At 53.4% G+C, this 23,534-nt stretch carries 20 protein-coding genes and 3 pseudogenes; 6 read left to right on the plus strand and 17 right to left on the minus strand.

Annotated elements, in window-relative coordinates; genetic code table 11:
* Positions 1-51 precede the first annotated feature (51 nt).
* Together R50912_RS20515 and R50912_RS20520 are read right to left on the minus strand one after the other, a co-directional pair.
* Complete coding sequence (locus tag R50912_RS20515) at positions 52-498, minus strand: carboxymuconolactone decarboxylase family protein (RefSeq protein WP_042237476.1); 447 nt, start codon at positions 496-498, stop codon at positions 52-54.
* A gap of 149 nt (positions 499-647) precedes the next feature.
* Complete coding sequence (locus tag R50912_RS20520) at positions 648-2,102, minus strand: MFS transporter (RefSeq protein ID WP_042237479.1); 1,455 nt, start codon at positions 2,100-2,102, stop codon at positions 648-650.
* Between the two features lie 174 nt (positions 2,103-2,276).
* Here R50912_RS20520 and R50912_RS20525 point away from each other — a divergent pair, with 174 nt between their 5' ends.
* Positions 2,277-2,720 carry a MarR family winged helix-turn-helix transcriptional regulator gene (locus R50912_RS20525; protein WP_042237481.1) on the plus strand — a complete coding sequence of 148 codons (444 nt, stop codon included), beginning with the start codon at positions 2,277-2,279 and terminating at the stop codon, positions 2,718-2,720.
* A 148-nt stretch (positions 2,721-2,868) separates the two neighbouring features.
* On the opposite strand, the gene R50912_RS20530 is transcribed toward R50912_RS20525, so the two are convergent.
* Complete coding sequence (locus tag R50912_RS20530) at positions 2,869-3,513, minus strand: DUF1796 family putative cysteine peptidase (protein WP_042237483.1); 645 nt, start codon at positions 3,511-3,513, stop codon at positions 2,869-2,871.
* Positions 3,514-3,668: 155 nt separating this feature from the next.
* Between R50912_RS20530 and R50912_RS20535 the strand changes: the two genes are divergently transcribed.
* On the plus strand, positions 3,669-4,178 hold the full coding sequence (locus R50912_RS20535) for a YbaK/EbsC family protein (protein WP_042237485.1): 510 nt from the start codon (positions 3,669-3,671) through the stop codon (positions 4,176-4,178).
* A 27-nt stretch (positions 4,179-4,205) separates the two neighbouring features.
* Positions 4,206-4,499: pseudogene (locus R50912_RS20540) on the plus strand (MFS transporter); the annotation flags it as partial.
* Between the two features lie 192 nt (positions 4,500-4,691).
* On the opposite strand, the gene R50912_RS20545 reads toward R50912_RS20540, so the two are convergent.
* The 7 genes and pseudogenes from R50912_RS20545 to R50912_RS20575 form a co-directional block, all read right to left on the minus strand.
* Positions 4,692-6,398: a type 2 periplasmic-binding domain-containing protein gene (locus R50912_RS20545; RefSeq protein ID WP_052416570.1), complete on the minus strand. Its 1,707-nt coding sequence runs from the start codon at positions 6,396-6,398 to the stop codon at positions 4,692-4,694.
* A complete protein-coding gene (locus R50912_RS20550) occupies positions 6,395-7,807 on the minus strand; it encodes a response regulator transcription factor (RefSeq protein WP_042237490.1) in 1,413 nt (470 codons plus the stop codon). The genes R50912_RS20545 and R50912_RS20550 overlap by 4 nt, the downstream gene beginning before the upstream one ends.
* Positions 7,800-9,545 (minus strand): sensor histidine kinase, encoded by a 1,746-nt coding sequence (locus R50912_RS20555; protein ID WP_042237492.1) that lies wholly within the window; start codon positions 9,543-9,545, stop codon positions 7,800-7,802. The genes R50912_RS20550 and R50912_RS20555 overlap by 8 nt, the downstream gene beginning before the upstream one ends.
* Before the next feature lie 130 nt (positions 9,546-9,675).
* On the minus strand, positions 9,676-11,532 hold the full coding sequence (locus tag R50912_RS20560) for a type 2 periplasmic-binding domain-containing protein (RefSeq protein ID WP_042237494.1): 1,857 nt from the start codon (positions 11,530-11,532) through the stop codon (positions 9,676-9,678).
* A gap of 30 nt (positions 11,533-11,562) precedes the next feature.
* Positions 11,563-12,456: a carbohydrate ABC transporter permease gene (locus tag R50912_RS20565; protein WP_042237496.1), complete on the minus strand. Its 894-nt coding sequence runs from the start codon at positions 12,454-12,456 to the stop codon at positions 11,563-11,565.
* Between the two features lie 15 nt (positions 12,457-12,471).
* A complete protein-coding gene (locus R50912_RS20570; protein ID WP_042237498.1) occupies positions 12,472-13,431 on the minus strand; it encodes an ABC transporter permease in 960 nt (319 codons plus the stop codon).
* Between the two features lie 379 nt (positions 13,432-13,810).
* Positions 13,811-14,246 (minus strand): annotated as a pseudogene (locus R50912_RS20575) (SMP-30/gluconolactonase/LRE family protein).
* 219 nt (positions 14,247-14,465) lie between these two features.
* Here R50912_RS20575 and R50912_RS20580 point away from each other — a divergent pair.
* Positions 14,466-15,101, plus strand: coding sequence for a GyrI-like domain-containing protein (locus R50912_RS20580; RefSeq protein ID WP_331281877.1), 636 nt, complete (start codon positions 14,466-14,468; stop codon positions 15,099-15,101).
* Here the strand turns inward: R50912_RS20580 and R50912_RS20585 are convergent.
* From R50912_RS20585 to R50912_RS35190, 7 genes and pseudogenes are all read right to left on the minus strand, one after another.
* On the minus strand, positions 15,098-15,778 hold the full coding sequence (locus tag R50912_RS20585; protein ID WP_042237502.1) for a hypothetical protein: 681 nt from the start codon (positions 15,776-15,778) through the stop codon (positions 15,098-15,100). The genes R50912_RS20580 and R50912_RS20585 overlap by 4 nt on opposite strands.
* The gene (locus R50912_RS20590) at positions 15,768-16,454 is read right to left on the minus strand and encodes a hypothetical protein (RefSeq protein WP_042237504.1); all 687 of its coding nucleotides are present in this window, start codon (positions 16,452-16,454) and stop codon (positions 15,768-15,770) included. The genes R50912_RS20585 and R50912_RS20590 overlap by 11 nt, the downstream gene beginning before the upstream one ends.
* 14 nt (positions 16,455-16,468) lie before the next feature.
* On the minus strand, positions 16,469-17,098 hold the full coding sequence (locus R50912_RS20595; RefSeq protein WP_042237507.1) for a YhbD family protein: 630 nt from the start codon (positions 17,096-17,098) through the stop codon (positions 16,469-16,471).
* A gap of 265 nt (positions 17,099-17,363) precedes the next feature.
* Positions 17,364-19,202: a fibronectin type III domain-containing protein gene (locus R50912_RS36235; protein ID WP_156123222.1), complete on the minus strand. Its 1,839-nt coding sequence runs from the start codon at positions 19,200-19,202 to the stop codon at positions 17,364-17,366.
* Positions 19,203-19,508: 306 nt separating this feature from the next.
* Positions 19,509-20,846 carry a vWA domain-containing protein gene (locus R50912_RS20610; protein WP_042237508.1) on the minus strand — a complete coding sequence of 446 codons (1,338 nt, stop codon included), beginning with the start codon at positions 20,844-20,846 and terminating at the stop codon, positions 19,509-19,511.
* A 195-nt stretch (positions 20,847-21,041) separates the two neighbouring features.
* Complete coding sequence (locus R50912_RS20615) at positions 21,042-21,656, minus strand: 50S ribosomal protein L25 (protein ID WP_052416574.1); 615 nt, start codon at positions 21,654-21,656, stop codon at positions 21,042-21,044.
* 430 nt (positions 21,657-22,086) lie between these two features.
* A pseudogene (locus tag R50912_RS35190) lies at positions 22,087-22,223 on the minus strand (peptide ABC transporter substrate-binding protein); the annotation flags it as partial.
* Between the two features lie 113 nt (positions 22,224-22,336).
* Between R50912_RS35190 and R50912_RS20620 the strand changes: the two are divergent.
* Complete coding sequence (locus tag R50912_RS20620; RefSeq protein WP_039309214.1) at positions 22,337-22,612, plus strand: GNAT family N-acetyltransferase; 276 nt, start codon at positions 22,337-22,339, stop codon at positions 22,610-22,612.
* A gap of 12 nt (positions 22,613-22,624) precedes the next feature.
* Positions 22,625-23,476, plus strand: a complete 852-nt coding sequence (locus R50912_RS20625; protein ID WP_042237511.1) for a GNAT family N-acetyltransferase — start codon at positions 22,625-22,627, stop codon at positions 23,474-23,476.
* Positions 23,477-23,534: the final 58 nt, after the last annotated feature.

A 23,534-nucleotide genomic window follows, 5' to 3' on the forward strand; every position in this document is an offset into this window, starting at 1 on the left:
CGGATCTCCACGCGCTGCCCCTCCTTACCCTTAAGACTATCTATTTCAAACTCAGCTGATACATCCGGGGAACATCCCCGTGGTAATTGCAATCCGGTTCCAGCTATTGATCGTATTGATCGCCATAATCCAGTCAACCATTTCCTCTTCGCTGAAATGCTCCAGTACCTTGAGATACAGCTCCTGCGGAACACCTGCCTGGCTAATCAGGGTTACATGCTCGGCGAATTCCAGCAGCACCCGTTCTTTATCAGTGAATATCGGCGCTTCACGCCAGACACTCAGCAGCAGAATATGATCAGCATAGTTGCCCAGCTTCATCAGATCCTTGGCATGCATATCCAGACAGAACGCACAGCCGTTGATTTGGGAGACACGTATTTTGACCAGCTCATACAGTACCTTATCCTTGCTGCGGCTTCCTGCATGCTGCTCCAGTGTCATCATTGCCCGGAAAGCCGGCGCGTTAACCTCACGATAATTCATTCTCAGACTCATGTCCAATCGCCTCCATTCGTGTTCTACATTACTGTAGACAAGATGGGGCTGTGGTTTGTGACAGGATATAGACAAATTTATTAACTCGGATTTCTAAACACCTCTCCGCTGTTTAAGCGGGAAAATTCCATAAAGTGATTTAGTTCGTTTTAAGCGTTCAATCTCTTAGCCCTGCGGGACGAGAACAGCCGCCAGCCGGTCAGCAGCGCCGATAACAGGCAAATGCTGGACGAGGTCATGAAGACCACATGCATCCCTGAGAGGAAAATGTCCGGGCGTCCTTCGATTAGTCCGGTCACCCGGTAGCCTGCCCTGCTGCTCATCACGTTGAATAGTATGGACGTAGCAACAGTGATTCCCACGACCATCCCTACATTGCGGACCAGTGAATTCACACTGCCTGCGGAGCCAAGCTGGGTGCGCGGCACGGTCGACATCACCAGTGAATTATTCGGCGAGCCGAATAAACCGCTGCCGATTCCGAGCATGGCAATCCATACGCCGACCAGCAGTACCGGACTGCCTTCATGCAGCCTGGCCAGCCCGAACTGGGCAATGACCATAACAATCAGCCCGGCAAAGGTCAGCAGCTCTGAACCAATCTTATCGGACAACGCCCCGCTAAGCGGCGCGACAATGACCATGGATATCGGAAAGAGCATCAGCAGGAAGCCGGCACTGAAGGGCGACATATTCAGCATATTCTGTGCATAGAACGGCGCGATAATGTTGAAACAGAAGTTGGAGACAAACACCAGAAAAGCACAGAAAATACTCAGCGAGAACAGCGGATTCTTAAACAGCGACAGCTGAAGCAGCGGCTGCTTGCGGCGCAGCTCCACCATCAGAAATGCTATAAGGGTTATAGCAGCCGCTATCAGGGAGGCTAGAATCCGGTTATCCCTATATCCAAGCTGCTGGCCAAGCAGCAGACCGGCGAATAAAGTAACAATAAAGACAGCAAACAGCAGGCTGCCGGGAAGATCGATTCTGGACTTCACCCGGACTAGATCCTTCGGCAGCACCTTCCACCCGAGCACAATCGCAATCAGTCCAATCGGAACATTTACCCAGAAAATATATTCCCAGCCCATAGTGGAAACTATGATTCCCCCGAGACTTGGTCCGGCTATACTGCCCAGTGACACGAAGGTCCCGATCAGTCCCAATGCCTTGCCGCGTTCGGTGGACGGGAAAATATCCGTAACAATCCCCTGGCTGTTCGCCATAGTCATCGAAGCGCCGATCGCCTGAACCACACGCGCCGCAATCAGCAGCGGCAGACTGTGGCTTAGACCGCAGAGCAGGGAGCCGGCGGTGAATATAATCATGCCTAACTTAAAAATCCTGATCTTCCCGGCAATATCGCCAAGCTTCCCGAAGAATAGGATGACAGTGCAGATGACCATCAAATATCCGGTAGTCACCCATTCTACTTGAGCAACCGGCAGCTGCAGTTCCTTCACCAGCACCGGCAGCGCAATATTCACAATACTTCCGTCCAGCGTAGACATAAATGTAAATAAATTCAGGACGATCAGAATAATCCAGCGTTTCTTCTGAATCACTGCATCCTCCTGGTATGTAGCACTTATACTGCTCATTTGCAAACACCTCTTGCGTCATATTGAACAACTAGTTGCATGCGCAACAAAACAGCCAATCCCAGTGTACTGCAAATTAGTTGCACACGCAACCATATTGTTGTAGTATTTGAGGCAGACGGTATTCAGAGGTATCCAGAACGCCGTCATTATCCCCTGAAGAGGTGTCCGTCAGTGACTTCAAACAAAGAACCGATCGGCAAGCTGATCTCCCATCTGCACCGCCAGAATCAAAAAATTCTGGCCAAAGAGCTGTTGCCCTATGGTATCGGCAGCGGTGGGCAGCATAGCTTCCTTAAGCTGATTCTGAGCCACCCGGGGATCACACAGGATCAGATGACCAGTGAAATAAAATGTGATAAAGCCACCACCGCCCGCTCCGTGAAACATCTGGAGGCCTCGGGATATATCGAACGCCGGACTGATCCCAAGGACCGCCGCTCCTCCCTGCTGTACCCGACGGCCAAAGCGCTCGAATTCGCCCCGGTATTCCAGTCGCTGTTAGATGATTTCAACCGCAAGCTGTCTGCAGATCTAACCGGGGAAGAAATCGACACTCTGATTACTTTGCTCCATAAGGTCACGCGGAATTCAGACCTGCTGAACGGGCAGAATTGACAGCAGCTTCTCCAGCGGCTGTGCAAGTTATCCAGCTCAGGTTATATAGGATGTTATAATCCGTGAAACACAGCAGAGCAGCGGTTCTCCCGTCTTCCAGGGAGCCGCTGCTCTGCTGTTCGCTTATATTATAGTCTGCTTATAATCCCTACAGCAGATATATACCGTCCAGAATATGATCCCAGCTCTCCGCATCCCCCGCACGGTTCGGAATTGCCAGAGACGCAATACCGGGCAGCGGCCAGTCACGGTCGAGCACGGACTCCAGTCCATCGACACCGTTTACAATCAGAATATGGAAATCCCCGCCGGTTAAGGTGCGCAGCACGGTCTGAAGCTCACAGGCTTCCTCATACGTACTGCCCCAGCGGATGAACAGCGCCTTCCGGCTCATCTGCAGGGTGTCCAGCAGGCGCTGGGATCGCATATTGATTTTTTGCTTGAAATCCGGGTAGACGTGGCTCCACTCCAGCCCCTCCAGCACCGGAAAGTCATGCACTGAAATTACATTATAATGAAAGTCCTTCACGAAATAGGATTTGACCGGCTGGACGACTTCATTGTCCACAAACACATCATTGCCATCGATCACACCCATATTCGGGAGCTCCATATCCCCCGAGAAACGCTGGCCCAGCAGCCGGTTCACATCCGTAAGCGATAACGACACCACCCAGTCCAGCGGCGATGAAAATACCCGGAGGCCTCTGTGGCGCAAATGGGCTGCAGGCTCGCATGAGCTTCCCAGACTGACAATGCAATCATATCCTCCCCTGATTTCCTCAAATTTCATCCGCGCTCACCTCTCACCCTTATTTCTATATTAAATGCCGCCGGTGATTGAAATGTTTGGATCATAGATGAGGAATGTTTTGCAGAGTCTGGTGAAACAGGTTAGAATGTAACCCAATATGAAAACCATGTAATTTCAGAAAGGATGTCAAGATCATGTCGATTGCCAATGTTAAAGAACATTTCCGTAAGTTCTCCCGCGAGCAGGATGTACAGGAGTTTGCTGCCTCCAGCGCTACTGTAGAGATGGCAGCCGCTGTGATTGGCGTCATTCCGGCCAGAATTGCCAAAACCCTCTCCTTCCGCGGTGCACAAGAAGATGCCATACTCATCGTTGCGGCTGGAGATGCCAAGATTGACAACAAGAAGTTCCGCGAGACCTTCGGGTTCAAGGCACGGATGCTAAGTCCGGATGAGGTCTTGGAACAGACCGGACACGAGATCGGCGGGGTTTGTCCCTTCGGGCTGGCCCGTCCGCTGGATGTATATCTGGATGAGTCCATGAAGCGGTTCAGCACGCTTTTCCCGGCCTGCGGCAGCACCAATTCCGCCATTGAACTAACCTGCGGTGAACTTGCCGAATACTCCGGAAGCCGGGCATGGGTCGATGTCTGCAAAGGCTGGAAGGAAGAACCTACAACATCTCAGATCGGAGACAACATCTGATTATGAAATACGCTACAACCAAATCTGACGCTGCATCATCCGCTCCTGGCCGTTGCCAACGTCTTTCTCTGGGGGATCGCCGCCTTCGGGATTATGACCGGCATTCAGCTGCGGATCATGAATCTGGCACATAAAGCACCGCTGCTAGCCACCACATCCAGCCATTCGGCGCTGAATCTGGGCAATGCCGCCGGTGCTTATCTCGGCGGGGTGACTATCAACACACTGGGAATCGCCTCGATTCCGTGGCTGGCCTCGGGACTTGCCGTTCTGGCCCTGTGTGGAGCCATGGGTCAGCTATCGCTCCACCCGCAACGATAAGGCAGAACATAGACTTGCAGCCGAAATCGGTAAAACCGCCTGAGGAAGCCGCCTATTCCTTGATATAGTCTGCCTGAACATTGCCAATAGGCCGGAGTCCTGTGAAGGGCTCCGGCCTATTGGCAATGTTCAGGCTGCATCTTTTGCGGATATGCTGATCCCTGTTCACCGTTTCCTGTTTACGATTCTTGTTCACCGGCTACTGCTGTTAGCCTGCTTACCCTCGGCATCCCGGAGGTTCACAATTTGCGTGACCTCCCGCGTGATTAGTCCGCCGCCCATGCTCATCCATTTCACGGTGAATTCGTCAAAAGAGCTTAGCGGCGCATCGCCGACGATAATGTTCAGAAACGTCTCACTCTCCAGCTTCTGCAGCGCCGGCCATTTCGCTGCCATATGCAGCGTACTTCCGTAATACACGCTGCGCACTCCCTCAACGGCTGTTGTGGACAATACGGCAACCCCGTATTTGTAGGCATTGGCCACCTTCCAGCCTTCCAGATTCTTCTTCGGCTGTTCTTCCTCCGCCAGCCAGCGTTCATAGATCAGCCGGGTATCGGGGTCGAGTGCATCCGGGTCAATCTTGCCGTGCAGCGCCTGCTGAATATCTGCATAATGCTGTTCGATGGCATCGCTATAGTCAATCAGCAGATCGAACGGGTAATACGCCCGCGGCTGAATACCGGTCTGCGCCGCGAAATCATCCAGCTTGCTGACCTCCTCCACGTTAGGATCGCGTCTTCTTTCCAGCCGGGTGAACACATTCAGCAGCTTCACTACAGCCTCGGGATGTCCGTATCCTTTGCGGACAACCAGATACCGGTCCGTGACCGGGGCTATATGGGCCACGAATTTGCCGGACTCATCCAGCGGTGCGGCGTAGGCCCGCCATTCGGCTTTGGTATCCTGGGCAACCGCTTCCGACAAAGGATAGAAGGGCATCCACCAGGGCCCGAAGAAAATTCCGGCTTTGCCGGCAATAATCGGCTCCTGGGTTTCTTTGTACAGCGCAAACTCAGGATCAATTAATCCCTGTTTGTACCATGCGGCGAGCTGGCCCAGCGCTTGGCGTGTCTCCGGGGTAACCGAGCCATAGACTACGTTACCGCCGCTGTCCTTAATCCAGTTGGTCGGGAAGGAATGAAAGGCGCTGAACACTGCGTCCAGACCGTTCACATACGGCTTGGTCCCGTACACAATATTCCTGTAGGCGCTAATGCCCACGGTATCACGCTTACCGTTGCCGTCCGGGTCCTTGTCGATAAAAGCTCTGGCGATTGCCTCAATATCCCCAAGCGTTCGCGGAGCCGGCAGCTCCAGCCGGTCCAGCCAGTCCTGGCGGACCCACAGCAGGGAGGTCGAATCGGCATGAATGGCTACATTGGGCAGTCCGTACAATCTTCCGCCCCGCTGCGCGTCGGCTAGGGCTTCGCCATGAGTCGAATCGTACATATCCTTGATCAGTTCGGAGCCGTACTGCTCATACGTATCGGTCAGTTCCTCAATCATATCGCTTGATATCAGCTTGCTGAGCTGATCCCGGTCCACCACCATTGCATCCGGCAGATCATTGCTGTCTATGGCCAGCTGCGCCTTTTGTGTAAACGGCTCTTCGCCTTTCGCCTCCCAGGAATGAATGACTCTGATGTTCGTAAGGCTCTCCAGATAGCGGGAGATCGGATTATTATCATTGCTGTCGCCTGTAGTCAGCCGGGAATCCGGCACCTTGAATCCGATCCGCATCACAACCGGCTCCTCATACCGGCCGTAAGCAGCGGCATCGGCAGCATTCGGGGCTGGCACTGCCCGTTGCGCAGGCCCCCCTGCACCACTGCTGCGGCAGGCGGACAGACTGAGCAGCAGCAATAGAGGCAGGGAATATCTCATGACCCGGTTCACCGCTCCCCCATCCCTTCTGCACGGTATTCACTGGGCAGCTTGCCTACATGCTCACGGAACAGCCTGCTGAAATAGCGGTCATCCTCAAAGCCGGACCGGCAGGCAATTTCGCAGACCGGCGCATGGGTATCGCGCAGCAGGGATTTGGCCAGCTCCAGCCGCATGCTCCGCAGGCTGTCTCCGAAGGTCTCCCCGGCAAAGCGGGCAAAGCACTGGCTGAAATAGCCGCGGCTCATATTAATGGCGGCGGCTACATCGCCCTGATTGATTTTATCCCCGGCATGGCTCTTCATATAGTTCACAGCGCTAATCAGGCAGAACATCACTTCTTTGCTCATGCCCAGCTCAATCATCCGCTGCTGAACCTGACCGGAGAACTGGCGCAGCCAGCTTTTCCACTGGCACCAGTTCCGGTTGCGGTGTGCCGATAGTGCAAGCTCTGCCGCCTCCTCCGGCTTCATCAGCAGCCCGCTCCAACTCTGCAGCAGTTCCTTTCCAAACCCCGCGACCTCTTTCTGGCGCGGCTGCCGGGACAGAACGGCTGTAGTGAAACTTTCCCAGGCTCCCCGATCAAGCGTCCACCGGAGATTCATTGCAATCGCCAGCGGCTCCCCATTCTCTGCAGCATCAGCGGGAAGGCCCCCTCCGGCCAGCGCCTTCAGTTCAGCAAAGTTCAGCCTCGGGAGCTCATCGCTTCCGGAATAGTAGAACAGCGCCTGTGGAACCGCCCGTTCCAGAACATCCTCCAGCTCCTTCAGCGGCTGATCACGCACGCCTTCCACAAGTACAGCTGCCCAGCCTGCTCCAAGCACAGCCTCCAGCTCACGGCGGATTTCCTCCACGGCCACACGGCAGGGAAGCGGGGTCATCCACAGGTTCTGGAATGAGATCAGCGGATGGTTCTTGACCAGTGACAGTTCAAACAGCTCCGCTTCCTTCCCTTCAGGCTCCAGGGGCAGATAGAGTAGAGCCTTGTCCGCAGACATAACCTTCAGTTCGCCGGATACCAGGGCACCCCGGTTGCCGTCCTCCCACCTGATCCGCTCCACCAGCCTGCGGATGGTTTCGTCGGCATTCTCCACCTCCAGCAGCGTTTTCACAATATAATCGACTGCTCCCAGCCGCAGTGCCTCCTGCACATAATCGAATTCATGGTGGCAGGTTAGCACCACACAGCGGACAGCCGGAAACCGCAGCCTGACCTGGCGGATCAGCTCGAACCCGGTCATGCCCGGCATTGTAAGATCCACGAACAGCAGATCCGTCTCCTGCTGGCGGAGCAGCTCCAGTGCAGCATTGCCGTCCCCGGCTTCACCAGTAATCACCACCCCGAAGGACGGCCAGTCAATCAGCGAGATGAAGCCTTTGCGTACCAGCCGCTCGTCATCCACGACCACAGCTTTAATCATTGAAGTCCTCCTTGCTCATTATGGGTATGATGATGGATACCGTTGTCCCGCCGCTCTCCCCGCTGAGAATTTCCAGGCTCATCTGCTCCCCGTAATACATGCGCAGCATCCGCATCACATAAGCGAAGCCGATGCCAAGTCCCCGTCTCCGCACGGCCTCCTCCGCAAGCAGCTCCTCAATCTTTGCCTGATCCATTCCCGCACCGTTGTCCTTCACCATGAGCTTCACTTCATCCGTACCCTGCGCGGTAATGATTACATCGACCTTACCGTTGTCACTCAGTCCGTGATAGATGGAATTCTCGACCAGCGGCTGCAGCAGGAACCGGGGAACCGCAGCGGACAGCACCTCCGGATCGGCCTCTACATTGAACTCGAATTCATAATCGTAACGGATGCGCTGCAGCTCCATGTAATTACGGATCGCTTCAATCTCCTCCCCGATGGTGACGATGATGCTCTGCTTGCCGAGATTATAATGCAGCACCTTCACCAGCAGGGTTACCAGCTTGTCAATCTCCTTCTGTCCGTTCAGCCGGGCGAGCCACTGCACCGTATTGAGCGTATTATGGAGGAAATGCGGATTGATCTGGCTGAGCAGCTTCTCAATCTCGAACTGGCTTTTCTGCTTCTCATTGCGGGCCACAGCCAGAATCAGCTCATTCACCTGATCCTTCATCTGCTGGAAGTTGTTCAGGACAGAATCGAATTCCTCCACGTTCGTGAATGCTACCGGCGTGGTGACATTCTCCGCCATGCGGATAATTTCGAGATTGACCTTGCGCAGCGGACCATAGACCCTTCTCCAGATCAGCCAGGCCAGGAATCCTGCGAACAGGAGGGTGAGCAGCGCCAGCAGAATCATTTTGTAGATCCAGGTGTAAATCTCACTGTTGAACACCGACCGTTTGACCACGGCTACAAGCTTCCAGCCCTGCGGACTCTCATAGCGGAACAAATGATAGCCATTTAGCACCTCATGGGCGGAACCCCCGTTTTGGCCGGCCTGCTTGACGATCCTTTCCGGCAATTCACCGTCAATGACATGAGTAAGGGTGCCGCTCTGATTCACCAGGAGATGATTGACCTTCATCCCGTAGGCTTCCTGATTGAAAATTTTGCGCAGCAGACTGTAATTGGTCTCCAGATAGATATAAAGCTCATGCTGCCCGCTTACCCGTACGATCCGCCGCTCCGAGAAGACGACATTATCGCCGACAGCATACATCGTGCCATGCGGACCATAATAATCAGCCCCGTTATAGCGCATGAATGAAGGCAGGCTGCTGAGATCGAAGCCCCTTCGCGTACTCATGTTGGTGAACAGCACCGGATCTTCACTTCCAGGCATGATATAGGCGGTCAGGCCGATATAGGGATTGGTGAAATTGACCAGGTTGATCTTCTGATTGATCGAATTCATCATTTGCGACTTGCGGTAGATCTGCTTCTCCTGCAGAAAAGAAGACATCTCCTCCACAATCTGTCCGTCCAGCGCAAACTGCTTGGAGGCGAAATCCAGATTGTCGATCGCATTCTCCAGGCTCAGTGCTTCCTGGCGCAGACTGGCACTGATGCCGCTGCCGATTTTGCCGGAGAGAATGGAATAGATGGAAGTGTAGGATATGAAGCCGACAATCAGCAGCGGCAGCAGCGTACCGATCAGCAAATAAATCACCAAAGTAGTCCGCAGGGACTTCCCCTTCGGCGGATGGCCTGCTTGCTTCTTTCCAGGCATGGGGCAGGACCTCATCTCTTAATGAAAGCGTTTCAATATATAGACTCAGAATACCAGATTTTTCTTGTTCTGAAAATAAGAAGGCAGAACAGCCCGGTCGCTGCCCTGCCTATTCCCTATCCGCTTCCGCTTACTTTACACTTTTGCGGGCTTCAAACAGCTCTTCCGCTTTCTTCACTGAGAAGTTCATCACGTCCTGATAGCCGAGACCGTTAACTTTGTCATGCATCTCTTTGTTCAGCTTATCGAATTCCGCCTGATTTTTGGCGAAGACCATCTTCCAGGAGATTTGCTGGATCACGGTACCGATCTGCTTGTTCTTCTGCTCCAGCGTTTTGTCCATCGTCAGCGGCTCTTTGCCGGTGAAGCCCTGCGGCGCTACGGCGAGCAGATTATTTTTCTCAAAATATTCCTTGGCCGTAAGCACGCCCATCTTCGCTCTCCAGTCACTGTCGAGCTTCGACGGATTGCGCTTCAGTGTGGTCTGCCACAGATTGTGGTCATACGGCTCATTCGTAGCCGGATTCACCATCGCCGGAACCACGAAGGAGAAGTTCATCTGATTCGAGCCGTAATAGTAGTCACCGCCGCCGTATTCTTCGGGAACCTGCGTGTTCTGCTGATCGGCATAAGCCTTCCAGCCGAAGTCAGTCACGACCGGCTTGCCGCTGCTGTCAATATCCCAGGCCAGACCCTGCGGTCCATTGGAGACTGCGGTTCCGCTGCCTGCCGAGATCATCGCGCCTTCCGGTGTGTACATCCAGTTGATGAACTCCATGATGCGGGCCGGCTCTTTGGCCTTGGCGCCGATGGCGATAATTCCGTTGCCGCCGTATACGTTGAAGCCTGTGGAGTACATCAGCTCATCCTTGAACGGTACAAGCGCGAACCCTTTGCCTTCTGCGGTTCTCTCCGGTGTATTGTAGTTGGCTGCGCCCAGCCACGGGAACCAGGAGAAGAGCAGGCGGCCGTCCTTGTATTTCGCTACCACATCATCGAATTTCTGGGTAAGCGAGTCCGGGTCAAGCAGGCCCATCTGATTCGCTTCGAAGTAGAGCTTGAGCGATTTCATATACCAGCTGTCCTCGGAAAGGAAATCATAGTACTTCTCTTCATCCGCCTTGACATACAACGCTGTATCGGCAATTTCATCATAGCCCATCATGTTGGCGAACTGCTTCGCCAGCGTCATTTTATAGTTCCCGTCCCAGTCGGACCATAAGGAGAACGCATAGGTTTTCTTCCCCTGCTCATTCTTTGGCTCCAGCTCCTGCATCTGCTTTAGCACCGGGAGATAATCCTCAATCTTGCTGATTTCAGGCGCACCGAGCTGCTGATACAGGTCCCAGCGCAGGTCGGGTCCCCAGGTCATATCCTTGCCCTCAGAAGGTCCTGAAGGGTTGGTTGCCACGTTATTGCCGATACCGAAGACGGAGCTTCCGCCGCCAAAGGCCACTTTAGCCTTCTCTATCGCTTTGGGGAACTGCTTCACAATATCCGCGCCGTATTTGTCCAGCAGGCCGTCCTGCGTCCAGTCCAGCAGCAGCTTGCCTTTGATCGCGTTCGGATAATGGTTCTTATCATCCCCGAAGATGATGACATCGCCGAGGTCGCCGGAGGCCATCATGGCTGAGATTTTGGTATCCCCGCCGGTCAGGTTGGAGGCGACAATATCCAGCTCAATGTTGAATTTGTCTTTGATGACTTTGGCGAACCAGCCGATTTGCGGGCCGGCGTAATTGGCCGTTGTCGAGAATACGGTCAGCTTGAGCGGCTTGGTGTGGTCCAGTGCCCCGTCTGCCGGAGCCGCCGTGGCCTCTGTGCCGGCGGCTGGCGTGGCTTCGGCCGCCGGCTTATCCGTGCTGGCCGCCGTACCCGAATTGCCTGAATTGCCTGAATTTCCGTTTCCCCCGCCGCAGGCTGCCAGCACCAGCACCATTATCATGCTTAGCAGAAATAGCGATACTTGTCTGAATCTGAATCTCATTGCTTCATACCCCCTGATATATTAGTTCGGTCAGCCTTTGACGGCGCCGATCATGATGCCTTTGACGAAGAAACGCTGAAAGAACGGATACACAATCAGAATCGGCATGACCACGATCATCGTTACCGTCATCCGCACCGATGTCGGTGTCTGCATATTCTGGATGCCGGCTGCCATATCCGGTGAATTGCGGATCAGCGCGGCGAGCGAGCTGGACTCGTTCAAATACCGCCAGAGCAGGAACTGCAGCGTGTAATATTTCGTGTCAGTCATCAGGAACGCCGTATCAATGAAGGAGTTCCACTGGTTCACCGCCGAGAAAATCGTAATCGTCGCCAGAATCGGCGTGGTCAGCGGCACAATGATGCTCCAGAATACCCGCAGGTATCCAGCACCGTCCATCGCTGCCGATTCCTCCAGGGAAGGCGGGATCGCCTCCACGAAGGTTTTGACCAGTATAATGTTGAACGGGGTAATAATCGTCGGCAGAATATAGGCCAGATAATTGTTGGTCAGATGCAGATTGTGCATCGTGATGTACCAGGGGATCAGTCCCGCGCTGAAATACATCGTTACCACAATGCTGCGGTACCAGATCTGCCGGCCCCACATTTCTTTCTTGGTAAACAGATAGCCGAGAAAAGCCGATGCCCCAACCGTCAGGAACGTGCCGACTACTGTTCTGTAGACCGAGACCAGTGCCGCGTGGCTTAGCCCGCTGATCCGCAGGACCTTGAAGTAGTTGTCGAAATGAATCTGCCGCGGATAGAATTTGATATACCCTCCGGCGCTTAGATCATTGGAGCTAATCGTGTTAATGAACAGATAATAGAACGGATAAATACAGCTCAGGGTGAATAATCCGAAGAGCAGATAGATGATTCCCTGAAAGAGGGCATTGCCCGGTTTACGCTTGTTCCGCATGTGGAATCACCGCCCTTAAATAATGGATTCGTCACGCACAATCTTCGAGAGTGTATTGGCCGCGAACAGCAGGATAACGCTGACCACCGACTTCAGCATGCTGACCGCCGTAGCGAACGGGAAGTTGTTGGCAAAAGCGATATTGTACACGTAGAGGTCCAGCACCTCAATCGTGTCCTTGTTCATCGCATTCTGGAAGGCAAAATACTGCTCCATTCCGTTATTGACAAAATTGCCGATGGAGAGCAGCAGCAGGACGAAGAAGGTGGGAATGATGCCGGGAACCGTGATATGCCAGATCTTGCGGAACCGGCTCGCTCCATCCACTTCCGCCGCTTCATACAGCTCCTGGTCAATTCCGGCAATGGCCGCAAGGTACAGGATCGCTCCCCAGCCCAGCGACTTCCACCAGTACCAGGCGATCATCGTGATCCAGACATGAGAGCTGGAGGCCAGGAAGTTGAAGCCATCATCCGCGAAGCCGAACTGGACCAGCAGGTGATTCACCACGCCGCTGTCTACGGAGAACAGCGAGAAGGCCAGCGCATAGACGAGAATCCAGCTGATGAAATTCGGAATCGTGGTCAGCGTCTGCACCAGCTTGCGGTACCAGCCTGACCGGACTTCGGTCAGCAGTATTGCAAAGATTACGGGAAACACCGAGGTCACCAGCCCGAGTGAGCTCATCGCGACCGTATTCTTCAGCACCCGCAGCACTTCAGCCGTCTGCGTGGGATTCGCAACAATGGTCTTGAACCACTTCAGGCCGACAAAAGGCGTGTCCGACAGGGGAATGCCGGGAATGAAATCATAGAAGGCATAAATCCAGCCGCTGACCGGCAAATAATAGAAAATAAAAGTTACCGCCAGAAACGGAAGCGCCATGTAAAACAGCTTGTATTTGTTCTGCAGCTTCCTGCGGGGCGGTGGGGCCGGATCCACACTATGCAGCAGTTCACCAGAGGGTACTCCCATATCGCAATCTCCTATATCCAGATTTTGTTCGCGCTTTCAGTCTAGCAGAAAGCACCGCGCTAACAGGAGAGAGGAACGGCTCCCGGCGCGTGACAGCGGTAGGAGGCTGTCAGACCATTTTCACAGCGCAGCGGACCATTTTCACAAACCAGCAGCAAAAAAAGATGTTGTCCATCAGCAGCACTCCTGCCAAATAGACAACACCTGACCTTACCTGAATTGAACGGAGATATTCATGATAACCATATACAACTAGCACAACATCAGAACCAGAGATGTGAGCTGATGTTGATTCAATATCACAGCATGTGATAGTTGTAAAATGTGCAATTAAAACAGCGAAAAGCTTGCTGGCGTCTAATAACTATATTCTGTACAACTAAATCTCCCGAATGGGTGAGAACCGCTCTACATATGGCCGTTTAAGTAAATCTGATGTTATACTATCCGCATTAACTGCACAGCGGTTCCCCGCTACGCCCTTCACACCTGGCTTGATCTTGAATAATCCGCCGGCCAGCGGCCAGCGCTCCAGCTCCTCCGGGCTCATTCCGCCGCGTGCCGTGGTGATATACAGCTCATCCAGATGTTCACCGCCGAAGGTACAGGAGGTCACATAAGGAACCGGAACTTCAATCTTCCGGAGCTGCTCCCCGGTCTGCGGATCCCAGCGGGACACAGCTCCCGCGCCAGTGGGCAATCCAGAGCATGCCATCACTGTCAATCGTCATCCCGTCCGGCCTGCCTTCCCCTTCAGCGAAACGGATCACCGGTCTGCGACCGCTTACGGAGCCGTCATGCAGTGAATATTCCATCGCATCCACCGTGAAGGTCAGCGATTTGTCCGGTCAACGGAAGCCCTCCCAAGCTCATCATGAATTTAATATGAATCTGCATGAATACACTGCCTGATTATTCTACTTCCCAGCTCTTGCCTCCGCAAGACTATTTGTACTACCGTCTGCCTGCCAACATGACATACACCTGTCCAGTTCAGCATGGTATCCTTCATATAGCAGAATAATAATGACGAGGTGATCCGGTTGAAAGTTGAATGGAGAAAACAAGACAAGTCTCTTTACCTGCCCCCTGCCGAACCCGCGCTGATTCAAGTGCCCGCCTATAATTATTTCATACTGCGGGGTGAAGGCAATCCGAATGCTGCGCCTTTCGCTGAAGCCGTCGGCGTACTGTACTCCCTCTCTTATGCCATTAAGATGCTGCCCAAAAAAGGGCCCGAACCGGATGGGTATTACGACTATACGGTCTTCCCGCTGGAAGGCGTGTGGGATCTCAGCGAAGCCGGCCGTAAGAAAGCGGTCCTTGATAAAGACGAATTGGTGTACACCCTGATGATCCGGCAGCCGGACTTTGTAACCCCGGAGCTTGCCGCTGAAGTTCTGGAGAAGGTCAAGCACAGCAAGCCGCATCCGCTGCTGCACAAAGCCGCCTTCGATAGCTTCGAAGACGGCCTCAGTGTACAAATGCTTCATACCGGACCTTATGATGATGAGCCGCACAGCTTCGCAAGGATGGAGCAATATTGTGCAGACCGGGAGCTGCAGCGGATTTCTCATCTTCACCGGGAAATCTATATTTCGGATGCCCGCCGGGTCCAGCCGGAGAAGCTGAGAACGGTACTGAGGTTCAAGGTATCACGCCAGAATTAACGCAGTAATTTCACCGGATTCCGTACCGTTGCGCTCTTATGAATCTCTAGGGTATCACGGTATTCCACAGTATCGATCTCGCAGCCTGTGCCGATAATAACCCTTCCGCCCCGCACAGTCTGCGCCTGCGTACTCTGCAGCTCAATCTGATCCCCTTCAATCAGCCGGGCCTGAAAGCTCATTTTCTTGCCTTGTCCGGGCCTCAGCAAGGCCCCGGTCCGGCTGCGTTTGATAGAAATGCTGCTGCCGCCGACCGCATCCGCTCTGCAAGGGCCAAACAATCCCAGCTCGAGCTTCCCTGCATTAAGCAGTCCGCTTACCTCAATGATTCCGGTGAGCAGCAGCTCCTCTGCCTCGCAATCTCCGGTAACCATAATCCCGCCGGTTAGTTTGATATCTTCTATCCGCAGGCCTGCGCCTGCCGTAAGCTGACCTTGTCCGCGCAGACTGGCTCCGTTGATCAACCCCTTAACCTCACACTCTCCGGTAATCTTCATATGCTGCAGCCGCAGATTGCCGTCCACTTTGATCTCTCCGGTCTGGCTGAACTTCAGGCAATCCACATCCCCGGTGAATTTACATTCTCCGGTCACTTTGACATCCTTGAAATACCCGCCAACAGAACTGGATGTCCCCAATATCTTCAGATCATTGCGCGTTACGGAATCATGCACCATTCTTCTCCTCCTTCTCCACACGGGCTCCGGGATGTACTGTCAGTCCCGTTCTATATTCGACCCGCCCGATGCTGCAGCCTTCCCCGATAATGACGGTGCCGCCCCGGACCACATCTGCTGCCGTATATTCCAGATCAATATAATCCCCTTCAATGAGCTTGGCCCGCAGCTCCAGTTTGAACTTGGGAATGATTCCTCCGAACAGCCTGCCCCAGGCTGCGGAGCCGGTTTTGCGGATAATCAGGCTCTCCACCCCAATTTCGCCGGCCTCTGCCAAACCATGAAGCCCGAATTCTATCCGCCCTGCACTGAGCAGCCCGCCTATAGTAAATACCCCTTCACCCATCAGCTCCTCAACCTCACAATTGCCTTTCAGCTTCAGCATGCCGTCCAGCTCACAGCGCTCGCCCCGCAGACTGCCGTCTCCGGTCAGCACACCGTTCAGCTTCATTACACCAGCCTGGAGGTTGCCCTTCAGTCTAAAATTACCGTTAATCTCCATCTCTTCCGCGGCAAGATCACCGTTCATCTTCATTACGCCGTCACATTTATAGGTATGCGCACTCAGCGCTCCGTTAATCTTGCTTACGCCATTAATATTCACCTTGTTATACTTGCCTCCGGCGGCGGTATTGACCCCATCCATCTGCAAATCCGGCAGCTCCTTCTTCTCCATTGCCAGTCCTCCCATTAGCTTAATCTTATTTTCAATTGTTCTGTCAGATCGGTAAGACTAAGCCTGCTGACTACCCGGACGCCTTCATCGAAGGCCAGCTCTGCCCCGGACAGCGCCATCAGATAGAAACTGACCCCCATCTTCCGTACAAAAAACAGCTCCCAGTTCTTTCCCGCAAATCCCGGGGTATGCACTCCAAGTGTCAGATAGAGCCGGTCTGCTTCCTCCAGATTCAGCTCACCCTTGCTCAGCAGCAGATCTACAGTGAATAGATTCAGAATCTGCTCAAAGGTTAGCTGCATCCCTTCACTGTTCGGCCTGCCGAACCGCTCCAGGCTACTGTTCGAAACAATGTTACGTTCCCTTAGCTGCGCTACTGTTAATATGACCTGATGCTGAGACAAAGGCTCTGACAGCTTTCCGGCTAGTTCATCGAGAGAAAGATCATCTTTCTTCTGCAAAATATGCTGCACCCGTCCCAGTATTCGTTCCCGCGGGAAAAAAGTCTCTTGTCCGGTAAACGTGGACTTGCGGATGAACCATTCCTCAGGAATCAATTGTTTCCTCTTCCAGCGGTATAACTGGCCGTATGAGATGCCGGTTTCATCCAGCAGCTCCTTCTTGGAGATTAAATCCTCTTCCATACGATCACTCCTTGCGGCCATCGTAACATAACACTGTTACGTAGTAAATAAACAAGCTGCGATTACTCTTTATATACTTTCTTGAATTCATACTGAGGTTATCAGTAGAATTCAGCAGACAAAACCTGACACCCCTCTCCTTCAGTTCCATAATTCTCTAGACGTTTTCTTAATCATCACCAAAAAACCAGGCAACCAATTGGCTGCCTGGCTACTCCTGCTTACTTCATGACAATAGCTCTATTCCGCAACCAGCTAACGCTGTTTACTGTACATAAGTGTAATGCGGCGAGTCGTACTGCGGGCCGGATTTCTCGTAGGTGAACCAGTATTCAATACTGCTGCCTGTGCTGAGGCCGCTTACCGTCTGGCGCCAGGTTCCTGAAGTAAGCGTCATGCGGTAATTCAGCTGTGCGCCGCCGTTCACCTTATAGTGGACATCCACATACAGAGCGGAGGTTACCGGTGTGATGAAGATGCTGGCCTCAGCAGCCGATACCTTGGTTACGCCTGCCGTATAATCCGCTGTCACGTGATTCCCGCTGCCGCCGGAAGCGTTCGTGGTTAAGGTCACGGCATTACTTGCAGCGGAGAGGTTGCCTGCGGCATCGGCCGCTTTTACCGTGAAGGTGTAGGCCGTTGAAGCCGTTAGGCCGCTGACGGTTGCTGCAGTTCCGGTAACGGAAGCCGCCTGGGTACCGCCGCGGTACACGTAATAGCCGGTTACTCCCGTGTTATCGGTGGATGGCGACCAGCTTAGGCTGACTGTCGTGTCTGTTTTACCTGTAGAGGCTAGATTCCCTGGTACCGTAGGTGCCGTAGTATCTCCAGGATTGCTGCCCCCGGTCAGATACTGGCCGGTGAACGGGTTGAAACGGTGCAGCGAGAGGATCAGCCACCCGGTGCTTGATACACAGTTCTGCTGGGCCATCACCCAGTAGCTGTTGCTTGTACCCTTGAGGGAATAAGGGATTCCGCCGAGCGACGGGCCGCTGGTTCCCTGTTTTTTGATAATCTCCGTGTTGATGGCATTTGCCTTCGTTGTATTTCCCTGCATGTAGTAGGCAAGCGACATAAAAGCCGTTCCCTCCAGCCATACATCCGCCCCCGTATTGCCAATCTGATTGCCGTTGTCGTCATAAGCCGGGAGCACTTCATCCGTCCAGTCGAAATCATACCCGGAAAGTGTATTTCCGGCATCGTTATAGGTCAGGTTCTGCTTATAGCGCGGATTAGCGAGTGTTCCCGGTGTACCGGCCGCATTCTCCACGTAGGTCAGGCTTGCCCCGTAGTTGCGCGTTCCGTTCAGCCCGAGGGCGAGCACTCCCCAGGGATTTACATCCAGCGGGATTTTGGGATCGATCAGGTTCGTATCATTCTTCCAGCCGCCCTTGAAGCGCTTAGCCGCATCATCCCAGACCACATTGTCCAGGAAGCTCTTCACACCCGTTGCCGCAGCTGTATAGGATGCCGTCTTGCTGGAATCTACAGATGCATAGTACTGCAGCACGCGGTACAGATCGATATTATGCTCCGTCGAGCTCCAGGGCTCATCCGAATTGCTCCATGCGCTCCAGCCACCGGCGATGCCGCCGTTTGCTTTGGAGTAGGTCAGGCACCAGTCCAGCGCCTTAATCGCCATCGGACGATAGCGGGTATCATTATACTGCTTCTCATATGCCATAGCCGCCATGGCCATCCAGGATACAGGTCCGACATGCTTACGGATTTCTTCGCCATAGCCGTTATTGTACCAGTAGGAGTTCAGCCAATAGCCGGACGGGTCCTGAATGTCACGCATTTTGTTCAGCACCTTCTCAGCCCGGGTCCGTTCCCCTTTGACGATGAAAGCGATGGCTGCGACGGCCTGATCGTACGTGTAGACGATTTGCTTTGGATTGTCCGGACCCCAGAAATCCTCGAAGCTGTCAACCAATCCGTCAAAAGCATATCCGGCCGTTGCATCCTGCTGCACCTGCAGCCAGGTCAGCGCCCGGTTTGAAGCATCACTTGCCGCATCCGCGCGGGCAATACCGGCAGCGGGCAGCGCAGCACCCAGAATCAGCACTGCGGTCATCAGGAAGAGAATAAGCTTTCTTTTCATCCATATTCCTCCTTGGTCGAATCTATCACTAAAGCGTTTTCAAAGGGCGAAAAAGCGGGTCAAGCTATGCCATACCATGGTATTTATCCTCATTCTCAGCTCTGATAGCGCTTTCGTCAATCTAAAACTGGGACATTTTTACTAAATGAGGCGAAACGCCTGTTCGCCCCTTTTTTCGACAAAGCGAAAGTCCTGAATAGGTTTCTGCAGAATTCGTTAATATGCATTTTTTGACAGCAAAGCATGCCAAAAAGCTCCGGAATGCTGATTAACGCTCCGGAGCTTTACTCTCATTTCAATTGCTTTCTATGAGCGCAGGACACCCTTCTCCCGGGCTTCATGTAGCCACTTAGGATACTCATTGAACAGGCGGTCATACAAATCCTCATCACTGACCTCATCCAGATCGTCCAGCGCAAAGAAATCGGCATTATCAACATAACGGCCCTGCAGATCATCGAGCTCACGCAGCACACCATAGTCCGCGTTGCCCAGCCCGACAAATTGCCAGAAGAGGTTATGCTTCGAGCTTTGGATCAGCAGCTTCGAGATCTTCGGTGTCTCATAAATCCCGCCGTCACTGAAGAACACAATGTAAACGGGCAGAGCGCCCGGCTCTTCCTTCGTGTACTTTTTGATGATATCAGCCATAACCACCGGCTCATTATTGCCGATGCCCAGCCCGCCGAACATCTTCGGCCCCGGGTATGTTCTCTTCACATAATCCTCGTACCCGTGCTCATCTACACTCGGCATCCGCTTGCTCTTGGTCGCGAAGAACCATACATCCAGCCTGCCGTCGTCATCCATGCTGGCTGCCACAGCCAGAATCCGCTCAAATGCCCGCTGAACAACGCCCTTCGCATACAGCCCGGACATGGAACCCGATGCATCGAACACAACAGCCACCCTTGCCTTCTCCTGCTCCAGATTCTTCTTGCTCAGCGAGATCCCGACCTTCTGCTTCAGCAGGTCAATCTTCGTTAAGTTCAGCGGAGGCCGGGAAGCCGTCTCCTGCGCCACACTTCCCTCGGTTCCGCTATATGTAGCAGCAGCTTCCGGGTGACCCTGCATCACTTCTGACGCTGCCTGGCTGCTGTTTCTGTTCTCCGGCTCTTCGTCCTCCACCTCGACTCCGTGCGCTTCAGCCAGCGGCTTCAGGCCGCCGTGAAACCCCCGGCCGACAGCTCTAAGCTTGAAGCCTTCGCCATGACGGTATAACTCTGCCAGCACCAGCGAGGTCTCGGCATTACTCTCATTTACTTCATACACCAGCTCCGTGTTGGCCGCAGCCGCACTGATTCTGCAGCCCCTGACATCGGCAAAAGTCCCCGGCCCGTCCAGCGTGGCTGCGAAAACGCATTTGGCAACCTCAGATTGCCGCAGCGCATGCAGGTCAATGGCAAACTCGCCGCTGTACTTGTCGATGGCATTGAACTCTACGATCCGCTTGGGATCGGCGGGCTGGTTGTAGAAGATGAAATAATCATCGGACGTAACCTTGCCGTTCTCCCCGACCATGAAACAGCTGATATCCAGCTCCGCCGGTGAGCTGCTGCAGGAGATCTTCACCGTCGCCTGCGGCGAGGCTTCATCCAGCTTGGCATTGGAGCCGGTGACCAGCTTAACGATATTCAGATTCATGAATGCACTCTCCCTTAATTTCACAATGTATATTAGATGATTGCAGGATTCAGCTTTTAGCAAAAAAGAGCAGACAACTCCCTGATGAGGATATGTCTGCTCCCGGTTGATCAAGCTTATGATCCGCATATCAGCCAGACTAAACGGGCTGTGGTGCGGCTTGTCCAATGAACTGGACTATAAATATATAATAAGTTACTCTTCTGTCTTACCTTCGTCAGCTGCTTCTGCCGCTACTGGTTCAGCAGCAGCTGTATCCGCAGGCTCTTCAAGGACAAGTGGAGGTGAGATCCGCACGATCAGCGTATCCTCAGGGGTAAGGATCTCCCAGCCTTCATGCTTCGGCAGATCGGAGACCAGCAACTGATCACCGATGTCCAGTCCGCTGATATCCACCTCGAAGGAAGCGGTCAGCTTGTCCGGCAAGGTACGGATATCCAGCTCGTAGAGCTCTACCTGCTGGACACCGCCGCTCTTGACACCGACAGGATCGCAGGTGAAGTGGAACGCAACCTTGGTGTCGAGTTCTGCCTTCATATCAATCTGCTGCAAGTCTACATGGAGCAAGGAACGTGACAGCGGCTGGCGCTGTACTTCCTGAATGACCGCATTTTTGGAGCCTGAACCGGGGAATTCCACTTTCAGGATGGCCCGCGGGTTTTTGCCGAGAATCTCATTGAGTGTTTTGGCTTCTGCTGTAAAGGACTGGGTATCTGAACCTGCACCGTAGACGACGACCGGTACAAGGCCTTTGCTGCGCTGGGAAGAGGTAGAGCCGGATCTTTCTGTCAAGCGTACTGTGGTATTCATGATATTCCTCCTAAAGGTTTTTTAGCGGTACACACTTTCAGGGGCAGCTTCTGATGCTGAACAAAGCTGGCCCTGCAAGCATCCGCCAAGTGGTGTCAGCATAGCTGCAAGTAATGATTCTTCGTACAATACTGGCTTATTGCTTAGGTAATAAAAAACAAGACCAATTAGATGTCTTAAGTCTAATCAGTCTCTTATTAACCATATTTGCCTGCTGTGGAATCAGTATAGCACTGGGAAGTAGGCAAGTCAAAATAGGTGGATATTCAATTTAAATCCATATTTAATATATTTTATACTAAAATACAGGCTGCAAAATGGCCATCGCCCGCGTCCCGGAACAGTGGAATCTCCAACTACAGACCACTACGGCGAAAGGGCAGCGCATATGGAATTTACAGCAGGACGGCGGATTCGCCGGGCTCGGAATATCCGTCAGCCGCAGCACTGGCCGTCCCACAGTGCTTTTGCAGTGCAGGATTCGATGACAAGGCCGAACGTCTCGCCCGGACGAAGCTTACTACTGATGTCGTCCACTGCTTTGACATGTTCCGCTGTGCGGTCCAGCTGTTTATGGAATACGCATGTCTTATTGCTGGCATTCCTGCCATGCCTTTTCTCGCTTTTTGCCGGGCAGGGTAGTAAAATATAGGCAATACACCGGAATGGAGTGAAGAAACATGGAACAGATTGCTAAGGGAGAAGGACGTTTCTATATAGCTGGTGACGGTAAGGACCTTGCCGAGATTACATACAGAACGGAAGAGGCTACAGGTAACCTCGTGATTGATCATACCTATGTCTCCGAAGAGCTGCGCGGTCAGGGTGCCGGGGAGAAGCTTGTGCGGGCGGTCGTTGACCTGGCCCGGGAAGAGAAAGTTAAAATAGTGCCTGAGTGCCCGTATGCGGCCCATCAATTCGAGAAGCACACGGAGTACCGGGATCTGCTGACATAGGGGGAAGTTAGATTGACTACGGCTGATACACTGAAAGAAATAGAAGAACTGCAGCAGCGCTGCGAGCAATACGAAGGCATCACACTCAAACTGAATTGGGACATGCTGCGGCTACCGGCCGGAACAGGCGGAGTGGAATGGCTGGTGACCTATGAAGAGGAGCTGCTGGTCGGCTTCATCGGGTTATACAATATCGGCGGTGATATGGAGGTCTGCGGTATGGTACGGCCGGGATACCGCCGCCGGGGCATCTTCAGCTCACTCTGGCAACGGGCGCAGACCCTCATCTCACGCAGTAAGATTAAGACGCTGCTGTTGAATACGCCCGCGGCCTCTGCCTCAGGTACTGCTTATCTGAAGACACTGCCGCTGGAATTCAGTCACGCGGAATTTCAGATGAAATGGGATGACGCAGCCAAGAATCGCGGGGCCTCTGAAGCAAGTTCAGCCGCCGGTAACGTTATGCTACGGCCTGCACGTGCCGATGAGATTCCGGTATTAATCGCCTTCGACTGCGACGGATTCAACATGACCGAGGAAGACGCCACCGAAACGTACGCGCAGCTTGAGCTCGAAGGCTCACAGGAGCATATTATCATCGAAATGAACGGCCGGCCGGCCGGCAAAATGCGGCTGTGGTCCGAAGACAACGAGACCTGGATTTTCGGCCTTACCGTAGACAAGAACCTGCGGGGCCTCGGCATCGGCCGGAGCGCCCTGATGCAGACCATTGAGCGGGAACGGCGGAATTACAACAACGTGAATCTTGAGGTGGCCCTGGATAATCCGAATGCGCTGAAGCTCTATGAGAGCTGCGGGTTCGTCATTCTGAACCAGCAGGATTACTACCGTTCTGCGCTCTGAACCTTAAGCATCATTGTAAGCACATTTAACAACTGTTCAGAATTATAGTTACCGACAG

Origin of the sequence: Paenibacillus sp. FSL R5-0912 (assembly GCF_000758605.1) — a bacterium.
Classification (GTDB): Bacteria; Bacillota; Bacilli; order Paenibacillales; family Paenibacillaceae; genus Paenibacillus_AQ.

Bases quoted from the DNA above. Each gene is read 5' to 3' on its own strand.
- R50912_RS20515 (WP_042237476.1), bottom strand. From the start codon at position 498: ATGAGTCTGAGAATGAATTATCGTGAGGTTAACGCGCCGGCTTTCCGG.
- R50912_RS20520 (WP_042237479.1), bottom strand. From the start codon at position 2,102: ATGAGCAGTATAAGTGCTACATACCAGGAGGATGCAGTGATTCAGAAG.
- R50912_RS20530 (WP_042237483.1), bottom strand. From the start codon at position 3,513: ATGAAATTTGAGGAAATCAGGGGAGGATATGATTGCATTGTCAGTCTG.
- R50912_RS20535 (WP_042237485.1), top strand. From the start codon at position 3,669: ATGTCGATTGCCAATGTTAAAGAACATTTCCGTAAGTTCTCCCGCGAG.
- R50912_RS20550 (WP_042237490.1), bottom strand. From the start codon at position 7,807: ATGATTAAAGCTGTGGTCGTGGATGACGAGCGGCTGGTACGCAAAGGC.
- R50912_RS20555 (WP_042237492.1), bottom strand. From the start codon at position 9,545: ATGCCTGGAAAGAAGCAAGCAGGCCATCCGCCGAAGGGGAAGTCCCTG.
- R50912_RS20560 (WP_042237494.1), bottom strand. From the start codon at position 11,532: ATGAGATTCAGATTCAGACAAGTATCGCTATTTCTGCTAAGCATGATA.
- R50912_RS20565 (WP_042237496.1), bottom strand. From the start codon at position 12,456: ATGCGGAACAAGCGTAAACCGGGCAATGCCCTCTTTCAGGGAATCATC.
- R50912_RS20570 (WP_042237498.1), bottom strand. From the start codon at position 13,431: ATGGGAGTACCCTCTGGTGAACTGCTGCATAGTGTGGATCCGGCCCCA.
- R50912_RS20585 (WP_042237502.1), bottom strand. From the start codon at position 15,778: ATGGTGCATGATTCCGTAACGCGCAATGATCTGAAGATATTGGGGACA.
- R50912_RS20590 (WP_042237504.1), bottom strand. From the start codon at position 16,454: ATGGAGAAGAAGGAGCTGCCGGATTTGCAGATGGATGGGGTCAATACC.
- R50912_RS20595 (WP_042237507.1), bottom strand. From the start codon at position 17,098: ATGGAAGAGGATTTAATCTCCAAGAAGGAGCTGCTGGATGAAACCGGC.
- R50912_RS36235 (WP_156123222.1), bottom strand. From the start codon at position 19,202: ATGAAAAGAAAGCTTATTCTCTTCCTGATGACCGCAGTGCTGATTCTG.
- R50912_RS20610 (WP_042237508.1), bottom strand. From the start codon at position 20,846: ATGAATCTGAATATCGTTAAGCTGGTCACCGGCTCCAATGCCAAGCTG.
- R50912_RS20615 (WP_052416574.1), bottom strand. From the start codon at position 21,656: ATGAATACCACAGTACGCTTGACAGAAAGATCCGGCTCTACCTCTTCC.
- R50912_RS20620 (WP_039309214.1), top strand. From the start codon at position 22,337: ATGGAACAGATTGCTAAGGGAGAAGGACGTTTCTATATAGCTGGTGAC.